Source organism: Paenibacillus sp. KN14-4R (genome assembly GCF_052180255.1).
In the GTDB taxonomy this organism is placed as follows: Bacteria; Bacillota; Bacilli; order Paenibacillales; family NBRC-103111; genus Paenibacillus_AM.
In genome coordinates, this window is sequence record NZ_CP197466.1 from 141,574 (window position 1) to 163,452 (window position 21,879).

General features: G+C 39.4%; 20 protein-coding genes. All 20 read left to right on the top strand.

Annotated elements, in window-relative coordinates; translation table 11 throughout:
- The first annotated feature begins 64 nt into the window (after positions 1-64).
- Positions 65-463, top strand: a complete 399-nt coding sequence (locus ACSBOP_RS00690; protein WP_442602613.1) for a flagellar protein FlaG — start codon at positions 65-67, stop codon at positions 461-463.
- 25 nt (positions 464-488) lie between these two features.
- Positions 489-2,057, top strand: a complete 1,569-nt coding sequence (gene fliD / locus ACSBOP_RS00695; RefSeq protein WP_442602614.1) for a flagellar filament capping protein FliD — start codon at positions 489-491, stop codon at positions 2,055-2,057.
- A 21-nt stretch (positions 2,058-2,078) separates the two neighbouring features.
- Positions 2,079-2,483 (top strand): flagellar export chaperone FliS, encoded by a 405-nt coding sequence (gene fliS, locus ACSBOP_RS00700; RefSeq protein ID WP_442602615.1) that lies wholly within the window; start codon positions 2,079-2,081, stop codon positions 2,481-2,483.
- Positions 2,476-2,808 (top strand): hypothetical protein, encoded by a 333-nt coding sequence (locus tag ACSBOP_RS00705; RefSeq protein ID WP_442602616.1) that lies wholly within the window; start codon positions 2,476-2,478, stop codon positions 2,806-2,808. Before fliS ends, ACSBOP_RS00705 begins: the two co-directional genes overlap by 8 nt.
- A 145-nt stretch (positions 2,809-2,953) precedes the next feature.
- The gene (locus ACSBOP_RS00710; protein WP_442602617.1) at positions 2,954-3,544 is read left to right on the top strand and encodes a hypothetical protein; all 591 of its coding nucleotides are present in this window, start codon (positions 2,954-2,956) and stop codon (positions 3,542-3,544) included.
- Between the two features lie 11 nt (positions 3,545-3,555).
- Positions 3,556-5,436, top strand: a complete 1,881-nt coding sequence (locus ACSBOP_RS00715; RefSeq protein ID WP_442602618.1) for a motility associated factor glycosyltransferase family protein — start codon at positions 3,556-3,558, stop codon at positions 5,434-5,436.
- Positions 5,436-6,470, top strand: a complete 1,035-nt coding sequence (locus ACSBOP_RS00720) for an SDR family NAD(P)-dependent oxidoreductase (RefSeq protein ID WP_442602619.1) — start codon at positions 5,436-5,438, stop codon at positions 6,468-6,470. Before ACSBOP_RS00715 ends, ACSBOP_RS00720 begins: the two co-directional genes overlap by 1 nt.
- The gene (locus ACSBOP_RS00725) at positions 6,467-7,189 is read left to right on the top strand and encodes a cytidylyltransferase domain-containing protein (RefSeq protein ID WP_442602620.1); all 723 of its coding nucleotides are present in this window, start codon (positions 6,467-6,469) and stop codon (positions 7,187-7,189) included. Before ACSBOP_RS00720 ends, ACSBOP_RS00725 begins: the two co-directional genes overlap by 4 nt.
- A complete protein-coding gene (pseG, locus tag ACSBOP_RS00730) occupies positions 7,186-8,217 on the top strand; it encodes a UDP-2,4-diacetamido-2,4,6-trideoxy-beta-L-altropyranose hydrolase (protein WP_442602621.1) in 1,032 nt (343 codons plus the stop codon). The genes ACSBOP_RS00725 and pseG overlap by 4 nt, the downstream gene beginning before the upstream one ends.
- Before the next feature lie 13 nt (positions 8,218-8,230).
- A complete protein-coding gene (locus tag ACSBOP_RS00735; protein WP_442602622.1) occupies positions 8,231-8,815 on the top strand; it encodes a formyltransferase family protein in 585 nt (194 codons plus the stop codon).
- Positions 8,816-8,828: 13 nt separating this feature from the next.
- Entirely contained in the window at positions 8,829-9,887 is a 1,059-nt protein-coding gene (gene pseI, locus ACSBOP_RS00740; protein WP_442602623.1) for a pseudaminic acid synthase, read from the top strand.
- A 33-nt stretch (positions 9,888-9,920) separates the two neighbouring features.
- Complete coding sequence (locus tag ACSBOP_RS00745) at positions 9,921-10,868, top strand: dTDP-glucose 4,6-dehydratase (RefSeq protein ID WP_442602624.1); 948 nt, start codon at positions 9,921-9,923, stop codon at positions 10,866-10,868.
- A gap of 30 nt (positions 10,869-10,898) precedes the next feature.
- The gene (gene pseC, locus ACSBOP_RS00750) at positions 10,899-12,089 is read left to right on the top strand and encodes a UDP-4-amino-4,6-dideoxy-N-acetyl-beta-L-altrosamine transaminase (RefSeq protein ID WP_442602625.1); all 1,191 of its coding nucleotides are present in this window, start codon (positions 10,899-10,901) and stop codon (positions 12,087-12,089) included.
- Positions 12,090-12,269: 180 nt separating this feature from the next.
- Complete coding sequence (fliB, locus tag ACSBOP_RS00755) at positions 12,270-13,520, top strand: flagellin lysine-N-methylase (RefSeq protein ID WP_442602626.1); 1,251 nt, start codon at positions 12,270-12,272, stop codon at positions 13,518-13,520.
- A 151-nt stretch (positions 13,521-13,671) separates the two neighbouring features.
- A complete protein-coding gene (locus ACSBOP_RS00760; protein WP_442602627.1) occupies positions 13,672-14,790 on the top strand; it encodes a DUF2920 family protein in 1,119 nt (372 codons plus the stop codon).
- Between the two features lie 298 nt (positions 14,791-15,088).
- Positions 15,089-15,637 carry a ribosome hibernation-promoting factor, HPF/YfiA family gene (hpf, locus tag ACSBOP_RS00765; RefSeq protein ID WP_442602628.1) on the top strand — a complete coding sequence of 183 codons (549 nt, stop codon included), beginning with the start codon at positions 15,089-15,091 and terminating at the stop codon, positions 15,635-15,637.
- Between the two features lie 169 nt (positions 15,638-15,806).
- On the top strand, positions 15,807-18,317 hold the full coding sequence (gene secA, locus ACSBOP_RS00770; protein WP_442602629.1) for a preprotein translocase subunit SecA: 2,511 nt from the start codon (positions 15,807-15,809) through the stop codon (positions 18,315-18,317).
- Between the two features lie 115 nt (positions 18,318-18,432).
- Positions 18,433-19,540 (top strand): peptide chain release factor 2 gene (gene prfB / locus ACSBOP_RS00775; protein WP_442602630.1). Its coding sequence is split into 2 segments (ribosomal slippage): positions 18,433-18,504 and positions 18,506-19,540, totalling 1,107 coding nucleotides; the frame shifts between segments, so codons are not numbered across the junction.
- An 82-nt stretch (positions 19,541-19,622) separates the two neighbouring features.
- Positions 19,623-20,501, top strand: a complete 879-nt coding sequence (locus ACSBOP_RS00780) for a YitT family protein (protein WP_442602631.1) — start codon at positions 19,623-19,625, stop codon at positions 20,499-20,501.
- A gap of 313 nt (positions 20,502-20,814) precedes the next feature.
- Entirely contained in the window at positions 20,815-21,873 is a 1,059-nt protein-coding gene (argC, locus tag ACSBOP_RS00785; RefSeq protein ID WP_442602632.1) for an N-acetyl-gamma-glutamyl-phosphate reductase, read from the top strand.
- Positions 21,874-21,879 lie beyond the last annotated feature (6 nt).

Sequence of the window (21,879 nt, forward strand, 5' to 3'; positions counted from 1 at the left end):
CTCTAATAGGATCCTTTGTTTTATCCGATATAAAATAATAATAGTTAAAAATGGGGGTATTACAATGAATGTTAATTTCCCAACAGGAGGATCTGCGCAGCAAGTAAATAGTGACATAACTTCAAATCAATCCATTTCAGGAAATCAGCAAGCAACGGTTAAAGAGGTATCTACACCGAAAATCAAGACTTCACAGGAATTGAAGGTTGCAGAATCACAGGGACAGCCAATACCAATCAGCGAAGAACAAGTCATCAAAGCGATTGATCGTGCAATTAAGGCGATGCAGGGTGCTTCTACATCACTTAACTTCTCCGTTCATGAAAAAACAAATCAGATCATGGTAAAAGTGATTAATAATGAATCAGGAGAAGTGATTCGTGAGATTCCGCCTGAGAAGAGTCTTGATTTTCTTGCGAAGGTTTGGGAAATGGCTGGCATACTCGTAGACGAGCGGAGATAACAACACCAACTAAGGAGGGGAAATAATGGTTGAACGCATAAGTGGATTGGCATCAGGAATGAATACGGAAGATATGATTGCAAAGTTAATGCGAGCACAACGTGAACCGGTAAACCGATTATTTCAGAAAAAACAGTCACTTCAATGGGAGAGAGAAGCATATCGAAGCATCAACTCGAAAATTCTCGATTTCCATGATAATAAATTACATAAATATCGCTTAGAAGGGACTTTCTCTTCTAGAAGTACATCTGTCACAGGTGCGGATGCATCAGCAATTAGTGCGAAAGCGAATACGAACGCAGCAACAGGTTCTTTTGCAATTGCAGTTGGTGGATTGGCAACAGCGGCTAATGTGCAAAGCAATGTAGGAATTAATGCAGCAGGGAAAACGATAGATCCTACTAAATCATTGGAATCACAAAATAAAAATTTTGGTAGTGATCCGGTTGCTGCCTTAAAAAATTCTAGCTTTGATAGTGCTAAGCCAGTTTCAGATACGAACCGAGAGTATTTACCGCAAACGATTAATGGCGTTCAGATCGATATTGATCCAACAAAAGATTCATTGAATGATGTGATTAACAAAATTAATTCCAAAACGAATGTGAATGCTTACTTTGATGCAACGACAGGTAAAATCTCTTTGGTATCAAAGGAAACGGGATTAGTTAATGGTGCTAATAAAAATGCGGATACAATCGATGTTAATGGCGCATTCTTAACAGATTCCTTGCAGCTAACGAAGCACAAAGAAGCGGTAAATGCTGATGTTACTATTAATGGAATTAAGACAACTCGGACAAGTAATACATTCGATGTGAACGGCACTACCATTACGATCAATGGGAAAACAACAGGTCCAGTAACGGTTACATCAGGTGTGAATGAAGATGATCTTATTAGTAAAGTCAAAGATTTTGTAAAAGATTACAATGAAATGCTGAAAGCCCTTCAAGATCAAGTGAGTGAAGCGAAATATCGTGCCTTTAAGCCATTAACAGATGATCAGCGTAAAGAAATGAAAGAAGATGAGATAAAAAAGTGGGAAGAGAAAGCGAAAAGTGGTACGCTTAAGAATAATGACATTCTGAATGATGCGATCTCTAAATTGCGCTTAATCACGATTAGTCGTGTAGAAGGTGATGATGCCAAATACAACACTTTAGCATCGATTGGAATTACAAGTACGAGCTACATGGATAATGGTAAATTGTACGTAGATGAGCAGAAATTAAAGGATGCAATCAAGGCGAACCCTGATGCCATAGCTCAAATATTTACTGCTAAAGGCAATGGGGATAAGGATGTATCCGATGTGGGAATTGCCAAGCGTATGTATGATGAGATGCAGTCAACACTTAGTAAAATAAAGGATCGTGCAGGAAGTGCTTTTGTGGCAGTTGATGCGTCCGATGATAGTCCAATGGGTAAGCAGTTTTTTCGATTAAACAATGATATTAAGAATGGAAATACACGACTTAAACAGATTGAAGAGCGTTATTATAAGCAATTTTCTGCAATGGAATCAGCGATGAGTAAGCTGCAGGCACAAGGTTCTAATCTATTAAGTCAATTTGGTGGAGGTAAATAGGTAGTTGGAGGGAATAAAAGGATGATCAGTGCTCAACAACAAAAGAATCGCTACTTGGAAACGGCTGTACAGACGGCAACTCCTACGCAATTACTCATTATGTTATGTGATGGTGCTATTCGTTTCACGAAGCTTGGAATAGAAGCAATGAAAAATCAAAATTATGAGGATGCGAACCGCTACTTATATCGGACTCAAGATATTATAAAAGAATTTATGGTTACATTGGATCGCAGTTCTCCTATAGCGGATTCACTCATGTCGCTCTATGAATATTATATTCAATTACTCATCAAAGCGAATGTGAAAAAAGTGGTTGAGCCTGCTGAGGAGGTATTGGGATATTTAATTGAACTCAAAGAAACCTGGATTCAAGCAGCTAAGTTGGCTTCAAGCTTAGGTGTAGTTGGTTCACAGAATGGATAATTTAATCACGCAATTAGAGGAGATAACATTCGAGGCATTAAATCAGTTAGATTATATGGATGCAGATCAAATATCAATGTTCGTAGACAAACGTGAATCCATTGTTATGAATATGCAAGAGTTGCTTCATCAAGACACGACATTAGATCAGCGTGCAAGAGTTATGCAAGTCTTGAACCATGAACATCTCTTCCTTGCCCGTATGGAGCTATTACGTCAGGAAGCAAGTGATTCAATTCAGCAATTAGAACGTGCTAAGATCCGACGAAGTGCATATGAATTAGCTTATGCACCCGAAAGTGCATTTTTTGATAAACGTAATTAAGATAAGCTCCTACTGGTTGAAATACCGTAGGAGTTTTTTTAGGTAAAATTTGGATGTTTATTTGGAGTCCGTTTTTACCATGCACTATACAAATCTAGATTAGAATGACCGATAGTAATAGTAAACTATGATGAAGGTGTTGATCGTGATGCAAATATATATAGATAATAATAGTATGAATCACTCATTTCAGGATATTTCCTTATTTCAGGAGAAATGGAATGAAGAATTAGAGAGTATAAATCTACAAAACAGATATATTTCGTTTGTTGAGATTGATGGTGAAGTTTATTACGACAATTATGAACTAGCAATTGAACAAATGTTTGATCGTATTCAATGTGTGAAAGTGAGCACTGTTTCAGCTGAGGAACATTTAACCAATTTAATTGCATCTATAAAAGAATATAATATATTGTTCGTGAAGGGTACTAGAAGTATTTCAGAGTATTTTTATGGGGAAATGAATGAACAACAATGGGAACAATTCCGTTTGTTTATGGAAGGGTTAGATTGGTTGTATAAATCATTGGAGTTCGCACTTCTTTTGATCAAGCAAACAGATAAGTTCCATGTATGTGAAGAGTCATTAAGGGTTTCTCTAAGTTTGATTAAGCCACATATTGTGGAACTAGAACGAGCTCTAGCGGAACAGGATTATGTAACTGTAGGAGATTTAATGCAGTACGAAATTGAGCCAGTATTCCAACAACTTTTTTCCAATCCTGTGAATTAAGGGTGAGAATTATGAACACAAATTTAAAGCTGAATCTTGCCGTCCTTAAAAAAAAGTTCCCTAACATCTATAAATTTGCACAGGGGAAAGATTTTAATATAGCAAAATACTCCATTTTAGAAGCGAAAAATCATCAATCAATCGTAGCGGTTAATATGGATCAGTCGATAACGTTTCTACATAGTAAATATAACCCAACCAATGAAGCAAAAAATTGGGTTAATTCCATTGAAGATAGCGTTGTTGAAATGAAAAATATATTGGTATTTGGATTTGGAGCAGGATACCATATTCAAACTTTGCTAGAACGGTTCCCAAACAAAAAAATATTTATCTACGAACCGGATCATGAGCTATTTCTAGCAGCATTGGAAGCTAGAGATATAAGTTCTATATTTGATCATGCCAATATTGTGACATTCGCTCTTGGTCAGGAACAATCCATACGATTTGGACTATTAGATAGTCTATCTAAAAATGTAACGGAGTCGTTCGGTTATTTAATTTTGCCCGTCTATAATACACTCTACAGTCAAGTAGTTGAAGATTTTAAACAAGACGCTACAGAAATTTTGAAAAGATACAGTAGTAATCTGTCAACGTTTAATAGTTTTCAGTTGGAATGGCCGGAAAATATTTTGAAAAATATGGCAAAAAATTTAGGTAGTCCATCTATACAAGGTTTAGCGTCGAAATGTAAGGGTGAAACAGCGATTATTGTAGGCTCGGGACCTTCGTTGCAACCTGATATTGAATATTTACGAAAATTAAAAGATCATTGCCTTATAATTGCAGCAGGTTCAAGCATACAAGCACTTCTGCATCATAAGATAGAACCTCATTTAGTAGTCTCAATTGATGGAGGTGTAGCGAATTATCGAGTATTTAAGGATTTAGATATTTCACATATCCCATTCTTATATGTACCAATGATTAAACATGAGATATTGCACAATTATAATGATAATTTAATTCATGTTATGTTTACTAATGATTCAATTACTAGACATCTATTTGAATCAGTTGCAGAGATCCCAATGTTTAGTTCGACATCAAGTGTGACAGGTACTGCTATTCAGGCGGCCTTATATTTGGGGTGTAGTCGAATTGTATTTATGGGTCAAGATTTATCTTATCCAAATGATCAACACTATACAGCCGGTGTCGATCATATTGATGAAGAAGCAATTGCTAGAACAGTGAAGAATGCGACGCAATGGGTGGATAGTGTTAGAGATACGAAAAATAGAACAACGGAGTCAATGTTAGTAACATTACGAGATTTAGAGAGTTTAATGGGATGTTATCAAGGAGCTGAATATATTAACACATCCAAGGTTGGTGCCAAAATAGCACATACCAAGTGGCTACCTATTGAGGAAGTTTATGAGATGGAATCCAAGAATAAACTTGATTCTAAATGGTTTAAGTCTTTGTTGGAATCAAATTTGAAACGATATGATGAAGCTACAGTTATAAAAATAGTCAAGAAGATACACCAAATACAAAGAGAAACGAAATCAATGATAAAGAAATTAGAAGAGCTTCTTAACGAACTAATTTTACTAGATAGTTATGCAAAAGAAGGTAAAGGTGATGGTGAAAAGTTATTTTCTAATGTGAATAAGTTATGGGGTTCTATTACAAATAGACAAGCCTTTAAGACGGTATTTAATTTTGGTTTGAACCATTATATTGAAGTTTATATGCGATATGTCCCCGATATTGTCGAGGAGAGAAATTTACGAGTAAAATCGAATTTAATTGTTAAACATTTAGGTCCACTTGTAGGGAATATAGCTCAGAGTGCCCCTGTTTATTTGTCATATATGGAAGATGCGGTAAAGCAACTTAATGAGCAATTTGTAATTGCATCAGGAGGAAAACGATAATGGAATCATTTTACCGCGGAAAAAAAGTATTAATTATTGGTGGTACAGGTACCATCGGGCAAAGCTTACTTCGTCATATTTTAGCTGATTCACCAGCCGTTATACGACTATTAAGTCGGGATGAGCACAAACAATTTGAACTTCAACAAGAGATGAAAGAATATAATAGTATTCGCTATTTAATTGGTGATGTTAGGGATTACGATCGAGTAAAACGAGCGATGCAAGATGTAGATTATGTATTTCATGTGGCTGCAATGAAGCACGTTCCTGCTTGTGAGTACAATCCCTTTGAAGCCGTACAAACCAATATTATAGGCACACAAAATGTCATTCGAGCTTCACTAGAATGTGGAGTTAAAAAGACAATATTCACAAGTACGGATAAAGCGATTGCCCCCACGAATACATACGGGGCTTCTAAATTAATGGCAGAGCGTCTAATATCAGCAGCTCAGTTTCAAGCAGGTGCGAGCCAAACGGTATTCGCAGCTGTTCGATTTGGCAATGTAATGGGATCTAGAGGATCGGTGATTCCATTGTTTAAAAAACAGATTGCAGATAAACGTAGAATTACAGTGACTCGAAGAGATATGACTCGATTTATGATGACACAAGAACAAGCTACGCGCCTGACTCTGAAAGCTATGGAAATGGCTCAAGGGGGAGAGGTGTTCGTATTAAAAATGCCGGTAATCCATCTTAATGATTTAGTAAACTGTATTATCCAAGAATATAGTCAGCAAATCGGCTGTGACCCTGCATCTATCACAATTGATGAGATCGGATTGCGTCCAGGAGAGAAGATGTTTGAGGAGTTAATGACAGAGGAAGAGGCGAATATCGCACTAGAACTGCCTGAGGTATTCATTATTCCTAATGCATTTGTGGGTGCACATAAATATGAAGGAGCAGCTCCGGTAAGCGATCATTGCTATAATTCTCACAATAGTGTTCCTATTAGCAGGGGTCAGTTACTTGAATTGTTAGTAGATAACAATTTACTAACCATAGAAAGGAAGGTATACAGTTGAACGTTGTAGCAATTATACAAGCTAGGATGGGTTCAAGTCGTCTTCCTGGAAAAGTAATGAGAAAATTAATAGACCAGTCGGTTTTAGCCCATGTTGTTCAAAGGGTGAAACAAGTTGAAGAAATAAGTCGGATTGTAATTGCCACTACGTCCCAATCAATAGATGATCCAATAGTTGAAGAAGCAATAAAATTAGGTGTAGATGTTGTAAGAGGTAGTGAGGAAGATGTGTTGTCTCGATATTTTATTGCTAGTGAACATGCAAAAGCTGACGTGGTGGTTCGGATTACTTCGGATTGCCCTTTATTAAGTCCAGAAATTACGAGCGAGGTTATTAGATTTTATATGGATAACCATTGTGATTATGCAAGCAATACTCTAGACCGGACATTTCCAAGAGGGTTAGATGTAGAAGTATTCTCACAAAAAAGCTTAGAGAAGGCACATTATGAGGCAGTTGAATTGAGCCATCGTGAGCATGTAACTCCTTACATGTATCAAACAAACCAATTTACGGTGGCTTCTTACAAAGGAGATGAAGATCTTTCGCCATACAGATGGACCTTGGATACAATAGAAGATTGGGAATTAATCCAGATAATATATGAGCAATTGTACAGTAAGGGTGTAATTTTTGAATGGACCGAAGTGCTGAATTTGATAAAAGTGCAGCCATCGTTAAGTCTTATAAATGCACATATTGAGCAAAAAAAAGTATGAATATTTGTTTTAGAGTAGATGCAACTGTAGCAATTGGTACGGGTCATTTTATGAGAAGTCTTACCCTTGCAAGTATTCTTATAGAAAATAATCATAGAGTTACTTTCATAACGAAAGCGATTCCTCATGCTTTGTTGGAAGAAGCGTATAATAGACAGGTTGAGATTTTTCATATTTATGAGGGATGTGATGATGCAGAAGCTACAATCGACACAATTCTTACAACCAGGTTAGAATTGGACTGGTTGGTAGTGGATCATTATGGCATTGATAAAACATGGGAAGAAAAAATCAGGCCTTATACAAAAAGAGTGATGGTTATTGATGATTTAGCAAATCGTCCTCATGAATGTGATTTGTTACTAGATCAAAATTATTATACAAATTTGACTACTCGCTACAATGGTTTAGTTTCTGACGGATGTAAGACCCTACTCGGACCGGAATATGCGTTACTTCGAAACGAGTTTTCATTGATTCCAAAAAATATAAGATTGAAAGAATTTCCAGCTTTCAAGGTACTTGTATGTTTTGGTGGATCAGATCCAACGAATGAGACAACAAAGGTATTAAATGCACTTGAGTGTTATTCAAATCTAAATATTGATGTTGTAATAGGGTCTATCCATCCTTCTAAAGATAATATTGTGGAATACTGCAATAGAAAAAATAATGTCAATCTATATATACAAACAGATAGGATATCCCAAATAATGGCTACTGCAAACGTTGCCATTTGTTCAGTCGGTTCGATGACTTGGGAGAGACTATGTGTGGGTTTACCAGGAATTACAATTGCAGTTGCAGACAATCAAATTGAAATAGCAAGGTCAGTTGCAGAGCTAGGAATTGATAATTATTTAGGAATATCCGATGAAGTTGATGGATTAGATATTGTAAAAGAGTTGGATTCATTAATAAGCAGTAAGGATAGACTTAAATCACTAAGTGACCTTGCGATGAGTATTGTTGATGGCCAAGGCGCTAACAAGGTATGTATGATTATGGAAGATCTACTTATTCAGTGAAAGAGTGGATGAAATGAGGATATTATATTTAGGTCCTTCTAGAAAACATATTATTGATCATATGAAATCTTATGGGGATGAAGTTGTTCACTGGGAAGACAAGTTGGACCAGTTATTCAATGGAAATTTTGAACGAAGTTTTGATCTAATTGTAAGTTATGGTTACCGGCATATTATTAAACCCCATGTATTAATTAATTATGATAAAAGAATTATTAACCTTCACATTTCTTTATTACCATGGAATAAGGGTGCTGACCCAAACTTATGGAGTTTTTTGGATGATACTCCCAAAGGAGTAACAATTCATTATATTAATGAAGGAATCGATACCGGAGAAATAATATTACAACAAGAAGTAAATTTCGAACCATCAGACACCCTAAGTACAAGTTATGAAAGACTAAGTACAACAATAGAAAGTTTATTAATGTCTAATTGGAAATCAATTAGAACGAACAATTTACCATCTACTACTCAAAAGCATCAGGGATCTATCCATTTTCAAAAGGATAAGGAACAAGTTCGTCATCTGCTTCACAAAGGATGGGATACCCCTGTAAAAGAATTAATCGGAAAAGGAAATTCCGTAACATAAGGATGTGCTATGTATGAGTGAAACCGCTAAAATCCAGATTGGTCCATATAAAATAGGAAAAGGCGAACCTCCATTTGTCATTGCTGAAATGTCAGGAAATCATAACCAATCTCTAGATAGAGCACTTCAAATTGTTGAAGCTGCAGCAAGAGCTGGTGTTCATGCTTTAAAGTTGCAAACATATACGGCTGATACAATGACATTAGATATCCATGAAGGCGATTTTTTCATACAGGATCCTAACAGTCTGTGGAAAGGCAATTCACTTTATGAGCTATATCAAAAGGCGCATACACCATGGGAGTGGCATAAACCTATCTTTGATCGTTGTAAAGAACTTGGCATCATTTGTTTTAGCACACCATTTGATGATTCAGCAGTAGATTTTTTAGAAACTTTAGATGTTCCAGCTTATAAAATTGCATCATTTGAGAATACAGATCATGCTTTGATTAGGAAGGTTGCATCAACAGGTAAGCCACTAATCATTTCTACTGGAATGGCTTCAATAGCTGAGTTAGATGAAACAGTTCGTGTGGCAAGATCAGCTGGTTGCGAAAAACTTATTCTATTAAAGTGTACGAGCACTTATCCGGCCTCCCCAGAGAACACGAATATTCTGACTATACCCCATATGCGAGAACTATTTAAATGTGAGGTTGGTTTATCAGATCATACAATGGGAATTGGTGTTGCTGTTGCTAGTGTGGCTTTGGGAGCCACGGTCATTGAGAAACATTTTACTCTATTGCGAGCTGATGGTGGGGTGGATTCTACATTCTCGTTAGAGCCTGATGAGATGAGATCGTTAGTCATTGAAACGGAGAGGGCATGGGAGTCACTTGGTACAGTTAAATATGGAGTGACACAACAAGAGAAACCCTCTATGGTTTATAGACGCTCACTTTATATTTCTCGTGATATACAAGCCGGAGAAACACTTACGGTTGATAATATAAGAGCTATTCGTCCGGGGTATGGTCTTCCAACAAAATACTTTGATCTTGTACTGGGCAAAAAGATATCAAAGGATGTCTCTAAAGGTACTCCTTTAACTTGGGATATATTATAGTACATTAGAATTGCAAGAGGAGCTGAATAATAGATGAACATATTACTAACAGGTGGCGCTGGATTTATTGGGCGTTGGGTAGCTAAGAGATTATTAGAAGATGGGCATCATATATGGATTTTGGATGATTTATCTAATGGCAGAGAAGTGAATCTAGCGGAGTTCCGTGAACATTCTGGGTTAAAGCAATTTATTCAAGGGACAATTTTGGACGAGCAGTTGCTTAGCAATTTATTTGATGAGCATCGTTTTGAGATTTGCTATCATTTAGGTGCTTCAATTAATGTGCAAGATTCGATTGATGATCCACGCACTACTTTTAATAATGACACTGTTGGGACATTCAATATTCTTGAGCAATGTCGCAAATACCATACGAAAGTGGTATTTATGAGTACATGCATGGTCTATGATCGCTGCACAGATGTTGAAGGGATTACTGAACAGCATCCAATTAAACCAGCTTCACCTTATGCTGGAGCTAAAATTGGAGCTGAGAACATGGTGTTATCCTACTATTACGCTTACAGGTTACCAACTGTAGTAATTCGTCCTTTTAACACATACGGTCCTTTTCAAAAAACGGGGGGAGAGGGCGGCGTATTAGCTATTTTCATAAAAAATAAGCTGAGCGGAAAAGACCTTGCTATTTATGGAGATGGCACTCAAACGAGAGATCTGTTATATGTAGAAGACTGCGCAAGATTTGTGGTGGAATCAGGATATTCAGACCGAGTGGATGGTCATATTGTGAACGCAGGACTAGGAAGAGATATCACTATGAATGATCTTGCCAAACTTATTGTAGGGGATGAATCTCGTATTAAGCATGTGGAACATATTCATCCACAAAGTGAGATTGCTAAGTTACTTTGTAACTATAAGAAAGCGAAGCAGTTGCTTAATTGGGAGCCGCAGATTTCCTTAGAAGAAGGGATTCGACGCACGGAGGCATGGATACAGGATAGTAACTTGATCTAGTATGGCTGAATGCGAAGAGGGGGAATTGATATGTCAGAGGATAATCACAACCATACGCTAATTCGTGAGACGTTTCTGCCTTACGGACAACAATGGATTGATGATGAGGATATTGCTGAAGTGGTTGGTGTCCTGAAAGGTGAGTTTATTACTCAGGGGCCCAAGATTACGGAGTTTGAGCAAAAGGTAGCTTCCTATGTGGGGGCTAAATATGCGGTTGCATTCTGTAATGGTACTGCAGCGCTTCACGGGGCTTGCTTTGCTGCTGGTATCAAGCCCGGCGACGAAGTGATCACGACACCAATTACGTTTATAGCAAGCAGTAATTGTGTGTTATATGAAGGTGGTACTCCTGTATTCGTGGACATAAATCCCGATACGTATAATATTGATCCTGATCAGATTACTGCTAGTATCACAGACCGTACGAAAGCGATCATTGCAGTCGATTTTACAGGCCAACCAGTAGAGATGGATCGCATTCAGATGATTGCAAGGGATCATGGACTCATTACGATTCAAGATGCCGCACATTCGCTTGGAGCTTTGTATGGTGGTCGTAAAGTTGGAACTTTGGCTGATATGACGATGTTCAGCTTTCACCCAGTCAAACACATTACTACAGGTGAGGGCGGAGTCATTGTAACAGACAATGAAGAGTATTATGAAAAACTATTACTTTTCCGAAGCCATGGCATGACTAAAGATCCCGACAAGATGATTAATAATGACGGTCCATGGTATTACGAAATGCATGAACTCGGATACAATTATCGGATGACTGATTTACAAGCAGCATTAGGTTGTTCGCAGATGCATAAATTGGATGGTTTTGTGAAGAGAAGGCAGGAAATTGCACAGCAGTACAGCGAGGCTTTCTTGAAATTTGAGGGACTTGTTATTCCCAAACAGCACCAAGAAGCTGAGTCCAGTTGGCATTTATATATGCTTCGCTGGCAGCCAGAAAACTTTACAGTAGATCGCAAGGTGATTTTTGAGGCGTTACGAGCAGAGAATATAGGTGTTCACGTTCATTACATCCCTGTTTATTTACAACCTTATTACCAGCAGTTAGGTTATGAAAAAGGGCTTTGTCCTCAAGCTGAACAATATTATAACACTGCAATTACGCTGCCATTGTTCCCTAGAATGACGGATCAGGATGTAATAGATGTTATACAAGCAGTTCAAAGGGTGTATGAGCGATTTCAGCTCTTGTAGCTGGATTTTAAATAAATCTGCTTGTTAATCGATCTAATAAATTTATTTCACTCAGTTATTGTGAGGTGCACCCTGTAAGATCCATATTGGATAAACACGAAGGTTTATCTGATTAAACTCACGGGGTGTATTTTTTATTGTGATAAATGAAAAATTAAATGGAAATAGGAGGTGCTTAGCATGTCTACCAAGCAAACAATGACGCTAGTCCCCAAATATATGGCAGAATTCAAATGCATCGGTGGTGAATGCGAGGATACTTGTTGTAATGGTTGGCAAGTACATATCGATCAGAAGACCTATAAACAATACAATCGTGTCAAAGATCGTGAGTTAGCCGGTGATCTAAACAAATATGTTAAACGTGTACGTAGTGGAGTGAATGATCAAGCATATGCACGAATCATAATGAATGAGGAGGGAGATTGCCGATTTTTAAATGAACAAAGAATGTGTGGGATTCAATTGAAACTTGGAGAGAAGTATCTCTCTAATGTATGCAATCATTACCCACGTGAATTCAATAAGGTGAATGGGGTTCTTGAAATATCGACTTCCATTTCTTGTCCGGAAGCGGCGAGAAAAGTGCTGCTTAATCCAGAAGGAATTGTTTTTGAAGAGATGCGGGCTGAAGAAGATTCAACATATATGTTACTAAGGAATTTTGATACACAAGTACATGAGAAACAGAATAATATCATCCGTTATTTTTGGGAGCTGCGTATTTTTACGATCCAAATCTTACAGTCCCGAGATTATTCACTAGAGGACCGTCTTGTTATTTTGGGACTATTTTATCAGAATATACAAAATCATATTGATGAAGGTGAGATTGAGTCGTGTTTGGCAACGATAAATAAATACACTCGTCTGGTCCAAAACGGTGATTTTCAAGGAATTCTTGCAGAAATACCAACCTCGGTTACAGTACAGATGGGCCTTCTAAAGGGCTTGGGTGATATGAGATTACAGATGAGCAATATTAATAAAACCTACAAAGCATGTTATATGAATTTCTTAGAAGGAATCGAATTTGATGAAACCGTGACACCTGAGCAGACTGGAGAGCGTTACCGCAATGCATATGAGCATCACTTTAAACCTTTTATGAATGAACATGGTTATATTCTTGAAAATTATTTAGTGAATTATGTATTTAAGAATGCGTTCCCGATCGGAATGTCAGTTGGGAAGACTGTATTTGATGAATATATGAAAATGGTGCTTAATGTATCGATTGTAAAGCTTCAATTAATTGGTCTCTCCCGTTATCATGGTGAGCAGTTCTCGACAGATCATGTTATTCAATTGTTATATTCATTCTCTAAATCTGTAGAACACAATGCTACATTTTTAAATCAGCTATATCAGATACTTCGAGATAATAACTTCAATACCATGGCCTACATGTCCATTCTTATAAAAAATTAACGCTCTCACTTGTTTCTCAGTGAAGAAACGATTGGATATGAAATGCCCAAGGAGCATTCTCATGATATTGACACCTTATTTGATTTCAAATTAGTTGAACTATTAATTGGATTAGATAAATGAGTACATAAATGGAGATGGGGTTGGAAATATGGCCAAGGAATATACAACAAATATTTCGGCACATCCCAGCATTTATAAATCATCAGAACGGGAAATGCCTGTTTATTTTTGTGAACCTGATCTAGGTGTAAATGAAGAAACGGGAATATTATTAATGATTCCGGGCTTTGCTGGCCATGCGAATTCGAATGTGTACAAGAAAATGAGGAAGGAATTTTCGGACCAGTATAATTTAGTTACAGTTCAATGCGATTACTTCGGTTGGGAATTTATGCAGGGGTTTCAAGAACTAGAACAAGTGTCAATAACAGAGGAAAGTTTAGGTTTAATGGGTGGATCTGAGAAAAAAGAGTTATATCCTAACGGAAAATTATCAGCAACTAATTTAATGAAATTGCTGCCTACCACCCCGTTAGAAGTGATTGGCAAGTGTAAATTAAATGAAAATCGCTCTAATTTCAATGATATGGGGATTATGCAAGTGCTAGATAATATAACGGCAGTACTTGTTGTCAGCGCTATTCTTAAGGATAATCATTTGAAATATAATCCTAATCGTATTTGGTGTTACGGTCAGTCACACGGTTCTTACCTCTCTTACATGTGCAACGCATTTGCTCCTTCTTTGTTCTCTTTAATAATCGATAACTCCGCATGGATATTCCCTGAATATCTAAAAACCAATAGGATGATGACCAATCAAATAGGGCAATCAAAGATTCATGGGGTATTTGATTATTTAGCGAGGCAAGAGGCTATTTATGATGAGGAGATATTAGATCTTAATCATGTATATCGCATGTTTTCAAATCAATGTAATATTATTGCATATCATGGTCAAGGTGATCAACTAGTCAGTCATACAGACAAACAACTATTCTGCCAAACCATCGATAAATGCATGTATAAAGAAATATCACTTAATGATGTGGATGGTGAAATTATTAAATCCACAGGACATGGATTAGATGCAGACTTCCTCAAGCTGTTCGAACAAGCGCTTAGTTATTTTCCTAGTAATGAAACAAAAATCAAACATGATATAGATATTCCAAATGTTAGTTATGTTACAAAAAAAGCGCGCTATGAAATTGATTATTCTCAAGGTGTACCAATGATGGAGAGACATCAAGTTATAATGAGATAAATTCAACTCATAGTTCGAAACTCCAGATACCTCGCTCAAACTCCTATCGGTCTGAATGCCGAAGGAGTTTTTTGTATGCAATAAATCAAGTTTACCCACACCCTGTGGACAATGTGGATAACTCTGTGTATAACTCTGTGAGTAAGTGATTCAAACCCAGAATTAAAGCCATTTTTTCGCACGACTTAATTATGAATAAGTTGTGAATAGACTTGTGGATGAAATGTTTTTATTTGTTAAGGTTTTTTGAAGTTAGGAGCGGAATATAGTATAATGGAGACAGAAGGGAGGAATTACTATGAAATTCAATATCCGTGGAGAACATCTTGAGGTTACGGCAGCCCTTAGGGACTACGTTGAGAAGAAGTTGAGCAGGCTCGAAAGATATTTTGAGACCCCCCTTACAAATGAAGTAAATGTAACAATGAATGTAGTAAAAGGTATGCATATTGTTGAGGTGACGATTCCACTGCATGGTGTCATTTTACGTGCTGAAGTCAAGCATAGCGATATGTATGCATCGATTGATCTCGTGGTAGACAAGCTTGAGAGACAAATTCGTAAACATAAAACAAAAACGAACCGCATGATTCGAAGTGAAGGTGGCAAGCGCGATCTATTCAAGATTGAGACTTCACCTAACGCTTACGAGGAAGAGGATGACCTCGAAGTGGTACGTACGAAACAATTTGATTTTAAACCGATGGATATAGAAGAAGCGATTCTTCAAATGAATTTAATTGGGCATAATTTCTTCGTTTTCTCGAATATGGATTCGCAGCAAGTAAGCGTCGTGTATCGTCGTGATGACGGTAAATATGGTTTAATTGAACCAGCGGCTAGATAGATCGGAAAGCTTGGTCCCTGAAGACAGGGATCGAGCTTTTTTCTTTCGCTCGACATCTATCGTTGTAGGAAAAAAAAGAGCGCTTGTAAATCGTGCTAGGTTTGTTGCGACTAGCCTTCTAAACTGTTACAATTTATGCAAACTGTTTTTTGTAGGAAGGGGTTCACCCATGCTAGGATTAGTAAAGAAAATATTCGGTGATTCCAACGAACGGGAAATCAAACGAATGTTAAAAGTCGTAGAACAAATTAATTCGATTGAGTCTCAATTTACAGGCTTATCGGACGAGGAACTTAAAGCCAAGACGGTTGAATTCCGTGCGCGTATTGAAAAAGGTGAAACACTCGATGAATTGCTACCGGAAGCATTCGCAGTGGTTCGTGAAGCGTCTAAGCGTGTGCTTGGCAAACGTCACTATGATGTGCAACTAATTGGCGGTATGGTACTGCATGAAGGCCAAATCGCGGAGATGCGTACAGGGGAAGGTAAAACACTGGTAGGTACTCTGCCGGTTTATTTGAATGCCTTGCTTGGTCGCGGTGTGCACGTTGTTACGGTCAATGATTACTTGGCACAACGTGATAGCGGGGAAATGGGACGGATCTATGAGTTCCTCGGCTTGACGGTAGGTGTTAACTTACACGAATTATCCCATGAAGAGAAGCAAGAAGCTTACGCATGTGATATTACGTATGGTACGAATAATGAGTATGGTTTCGACTATTTGCGCGATAACATGGTGCTTTACAAAGAGCAGATGGTACAGCGCCCTCTATATTTTGCTGTAATCGATGAGGTGGACTCTATCCTGGTCGATGAAGCGAGAACGCCACTCATCATTTCGGGACAAGCTGCAAAGTCGACAGACATGTACTATGCGGCTGATCGATTTGTAAGTCGTTTGAAAGAAGAAGAAGATTACACAATTGACATTAAAGTACGTGCAGTTGCTTTGACTGAGTCGGGTGTAGCGAAGTCTGAGCGTGCATTTGGCATTGATAACTTATTTGATCATCAGAACGTTCAACTGAATCACCATATTACCCAAGCGCTTAAAGCGCATGCGATTATGCGTCGCGATGTGGATTATGTAGTCAATGAAGATGAGATCGTTATTATTGATGAATTTACAGGTCGTATGATGACAGGTCGTCGTTATAGTGATGGCTTGCACCAAGCAATCGAAGCGAAGGAAGCCTTACAAGTTCAGAATGAAAGCATGACACTTGCTACGATTACGTTCCAGAACTACTTCCGTATGTATCGCAAGCTTGCTGGTATGACAGGTACGGCGAAGACAGAGGAAGAAGAATTCAAGAAAATTTACGGTCTGGAGTGTATCGTTGTTCCAACGAACCGTCCAATGGTTCGTGAGGATAAGCCAGATACGGTATATAAATCGGTAAAAGGTAAATTCACTGCAGTTGTGGATGAGATCGTAGAGCGCCACAAGAAGAACCAACCGGTCCTTGTAGGTACGGTGTCTATTGAGAATTCCGAGATATTGTCGGAGATGCTTAAGCGCAAAGGCGTGAAGCACAAAGTATTGAATGCGAAGTACCATGAGGAAGAAGCTGAAATTGTATCCATGGCGGGTCAACCGGGCGCAGTAACAATTGCGACGAATATGGCGGGTCGTGGTACGGATATTAAGCTAGGTGATGGCGTAGAAGAGCTAGGTGGACTATACATTATCGGTACAGAGCGTCACGAGAGCCGTCGTATTGATAACCAGCTTCGTGGTCGTGCAGGCCGTCAAGGTGACCAGGGTGCTTCCCAATTCTATATCTCCTTGGAAGATGAGTTGATGCGCAGATTCGGTGCGGAGAATATCATGGCTATTATGGATAAAATGGGCATGGCAGAAGACCAACCAATCGAGAGCAGACTTGTGAGTCGTGCAATTGAGAGCGCACAAAAACGTGTTGAAGGCAACAACTTTGACGTTCGTAAAGTCGTTCTTCAATACGATGATGTCATGAACCAACAACGTGAGATTATTTATAAGCAGCGCCGCGAAGTGCTTGAATCCGAGAACATCCGTGCAATTGCAGAGGGTATGATTGATTCAGCAATTGAGCGAATCGTGAAAGCACATTGCCCAGCGGACCAAATCCCGGAAGAGTGGGAATTGGAAGCAGTTGCTGAGTACATGAATAACAACATGCTTGGCGAAGAAGCTGTAACAGAGAAGATGCTCTGGGGTAAAGAAGTTGAAGAGATCGTTGAGCTCTTGAAAGAACTTGTGAAGAATAAGTACAATGAACGTGAAGAATTGATTGGCGCGGATAACATGCGTGAGTTCGAGAAGGTTGTTGTTCTGCGTGCAGTAGACAGCAAATGGATGGACCACATTGATGCGATGGATCAGCTTCGTCAAGGGATTCACTTACGTGCTTACGGCGGTACGGACCCACTTCGTGAGTACCAGTTCGAAGGTTTTGAAATGTTCGGTGAGATGGTCGAGAGTATTCAAGATGAGGTTGCGACATATATTATGAGAGCACACATGGAGAGTAATCTAGAGCGTCAAGCTGTTGTTGAGGGTCAAGCAGTTGATCCCAAAGCGGAGTCCGCTGGTAAAAAGCCGGTTGTACGTGATGAAAGTGACCGTATTGGTCGCAATGATCCATGTCCTTGTGGCAGCGGCAAGAAATTTAAGCAGTGCCACGGCAGCTAATGATTATTAGCGCGTGATTCAAACGTATATATTTAGCTAAGGTTCGTTAGTAGCAGCGGTCATAAGACTTGATCTGCATACTTGCGAACCTTTGCGTGCAGAAGAGGTGTTAACGATGCTGGATCCAGAAGTAAAGCATGGTTTACGGGGAATTGCGAAGAGATTAACTGAACTTAGGGGGTCTCTTTGACTTAGATCATAAGTTAGAGATGATCGAAGATTTTGAAGAGAAGATGAGTGCGCCTGGCTTTTGGGATGATAATGTGCAGGCTCAGAAGCTCATTGCGGACATTAATACGGTTAAAGCTGTTGTAGAGCAATTCAATAGCTTGTCCAGCGAATACGACGATCTGGATGTGATGGCACAGCTTGCGGAAGAAGAAGCGGATGAGGAAATGGCTGCTGAGGTAACGAAGAGCATGCAGGGGCTGACAAGCAAGCTTGCCAACTTTGACCTGCAGCTGCTGTTAAACCAACCGTATGATAAGCTAAATGCCATTCTTGAACTCCATCCTGGCGCGGGCGGTACGGAGTCGCAGGACTGGGCGGAGATGCTGCTGCGGATGTACCGTCGCTGGGCGGAGAAGCGTGACTTCAAAGTTGAAGTGCTGAACTATTTGCCAGGGGATGAAGCGGGCGTGAAGAGTGTGACGCTTCTAATCAAGGGCTTTAATGCTTATGGCTACTTGAAAGCGGAAAAAGGTGTACACCGCCTCGTACGGATTTCACCGTTTGACTCCTCGGGTCGTCGTCACACTTCTTTCGTATCGTGTGACGTCATGCCGGAGATCGATGACGACGTTGAAATCGACATTCGGACAGAAGATCTTAAAGTGGATGTATACCGTGCATCAGGTGCGGGCGGTCAGCATATTAATACGACAGACTCTGCGGTACGGATGACGCATATTCCAACGGGTGTTGTGGTGACGTGTCAAACAGAGCGTTCACAGATCAAGAACCGGGAACGTGCGATGAAGATGCTTCGCTCCAAGCTCTATGAGAAGAAGATCGAAGAGCAAATGAAGCATCTTGCGGAAATCCGTGGGGAGCAGACGGATATTGCATGGGGCGCACAAATTCGCTCTTATGTCTTCCATCCCTACTCGATGGTGAAAGATCACCGGACGAGTGTGGAGACGGGCAACGTCGGCGCCGTGATGGATGGCGATTTGGATGCATTTATCGATGCTTACCTGCGCATGCAAATTAAACAAGAATAGAAATCGGATATTTTATTAGAGAAAAGAAAAATCCTACACAGTATGGTGTAGGATTTTCTTTGGTACGGGGTGAGCAGACAAAATGAGTAAGAGACAGAAGGAACCGCGGATTATACCCGGCTCGCCACTGCATATGGCTTGGGAGTACGCACTTTTAATTACGGGATGCTTTATATTGGCGTGCGCATTTAACATGTTCCTGAATCCGAACAAAATTGCATCTGGTGGAATATCTGGGGTATCGACCATTCTTCAGGTCACATTCGGTTTTGAACCGGCGATTACACAATGGTTTTTTAATATTCCTTTATTCCTACTCGGTACAATTCTACTTGGTAAAAAATATGGGATAAAGGTAGCGGTGGGCACAATTGCGCTTCCGTTCTTTGTTTTAATGACCAAGGGATTGCCCATTCCCACAACGAATATGCTGTTAGCTTCCGTATATGGCGGAATTGGGGTAGGACTTGGCGTAGGTATCACGTTCCGCGGACGGGGTTCGACAGGCGGATTGAGTGTTGCTGCGCAGATCGTGCATAAGTACACAGGTCGGTCACTGGGTGTATGTATCGCTATGTTCGATGGTATGGTGATCGTATTAGCAGGTTTTGTTATTTCGTGGGAAAATGCACTCTATGCACTGATCGGATTATTTGTTACGAGTAAAGTCATTGATATTGTGCAGGTCGGACTTAGTGTCTCAAAAGTTGCTTATATTATCTCGGATAATCAAGAAAAGATAAAAGAAGCGATCCTATACGATTTGGATCGTGGTCTAACTCAGCTGGAAGCCGCAGGGGGATATACAGGCGCAGCCCGTAACGTATTTATGGTTGTTGTCTCTCAGGGTGAAGTGATGAAACTTAAGTATTTGGTTAAATCCATTGACCCGTCTGCGTTTGTTATCTTCACCGATGCGAATGAGGTATTAGGCGAAGGATTTAAGCATCATCATATATAATCACATATTCATATGAAGTCGATTTCCTGTTACAAGGGGATCGGCTTTTTTGTTCTGCAAATATGCATTGAATTATTATACCTTCGTATGTATAATAATACATAGTTTTTAACATTTAAAATAATTAGTATATATCTATATATCTGAATCAATTTCATAATACCTTTAGCTGCTTTAATCAAGACTATATATAGATCCAAACGGTTCAATTGGTCTAAATATAGTTTCAAATTTAAGTATTAGATAAGTTATGAAATTGATTCATCTGAAAAATACATAAAAAAGTAAATCTGCGGGGGAGGCAGGGGTTGAAATGGGAGTGAATAACAAGGTTCGTGTAGCGATTGTAGGTTCAACAGGATACGGCGGGGTGGAGTTAATCAGGTTGCTGCTCGCACATCCGAATGTAGAAATTACTTCAGTTATTTCATCATCGAGTGCGGGTACGCCGATAGCGGCGGGCTTTCCGCATTTGACAGAGATTTTGACAGATCAATTAGATGGTATTGATATAGATATGATCGCGCAAAAAGCAGATGTTGTGTTCTTGCCAACACCAGCGGGTGTAGCAGCAGAGCTTGCACCGAAGCTGCTTGATGCGGGACTGAAAGTGATCGATATTTCTGGTGATTTCCGGTTGAAATTGCCGGAATCCTATGAAACGTGGTATAAGCGCAAAGCTGCAGAAGAGACGTACTTGGCAGAAGCCGTATACGGATTGTGTGAGGTTTGGGGCGATGAGGTACAGGAAACGACAAGATTGCTTTCCAATCCAGGCTGCTTCCCTACGGCGACGCTGCTTGGTCTGATTCCAGCAGTAGCTGCAGGTTGGATTGATCTCGATTCCATTATTATTGACGCTAAATCAGGCGTATCTGGTGCGGGTCGCGGCTTACATCTTAGCGCTCATTATGCAGAAGTGAATGAGAACTTCTCCGCGTACAAAGTGAATAAGCATCAGCATATTCCTGAGATTGAGCAAGCACTAAGCCGTGTTGCAGATCGTCCAGTCGTTACGACGTTTACCACACATCTCGTACCGATGACGCGCGGTATTATGACGACCATGTATGCGAAGGTCGTTGGTGAGCATAGCGAAGCAGATTTCGTAGAGATGTATCGTCAGTATTATGAGGGACGCAAGTTCGTACGGGTACGCAATGCAGGTACTTGGCCAGCAACGAAGCACGTGTCTGGTTCGAACTATTGCGATATTGGATTGTGTTATGACGCACGTACGGGCCGTATTACGATCATTTCGGTCATTGATAACATAGTGAAGGGCGCAGCGGGTCAAGCGATTCAGAATTTGAATTTAATGATGGGCTGGGAAGAGACGACAGGCCTTCATTTTACACCTGTATATCCATAAGGAAAG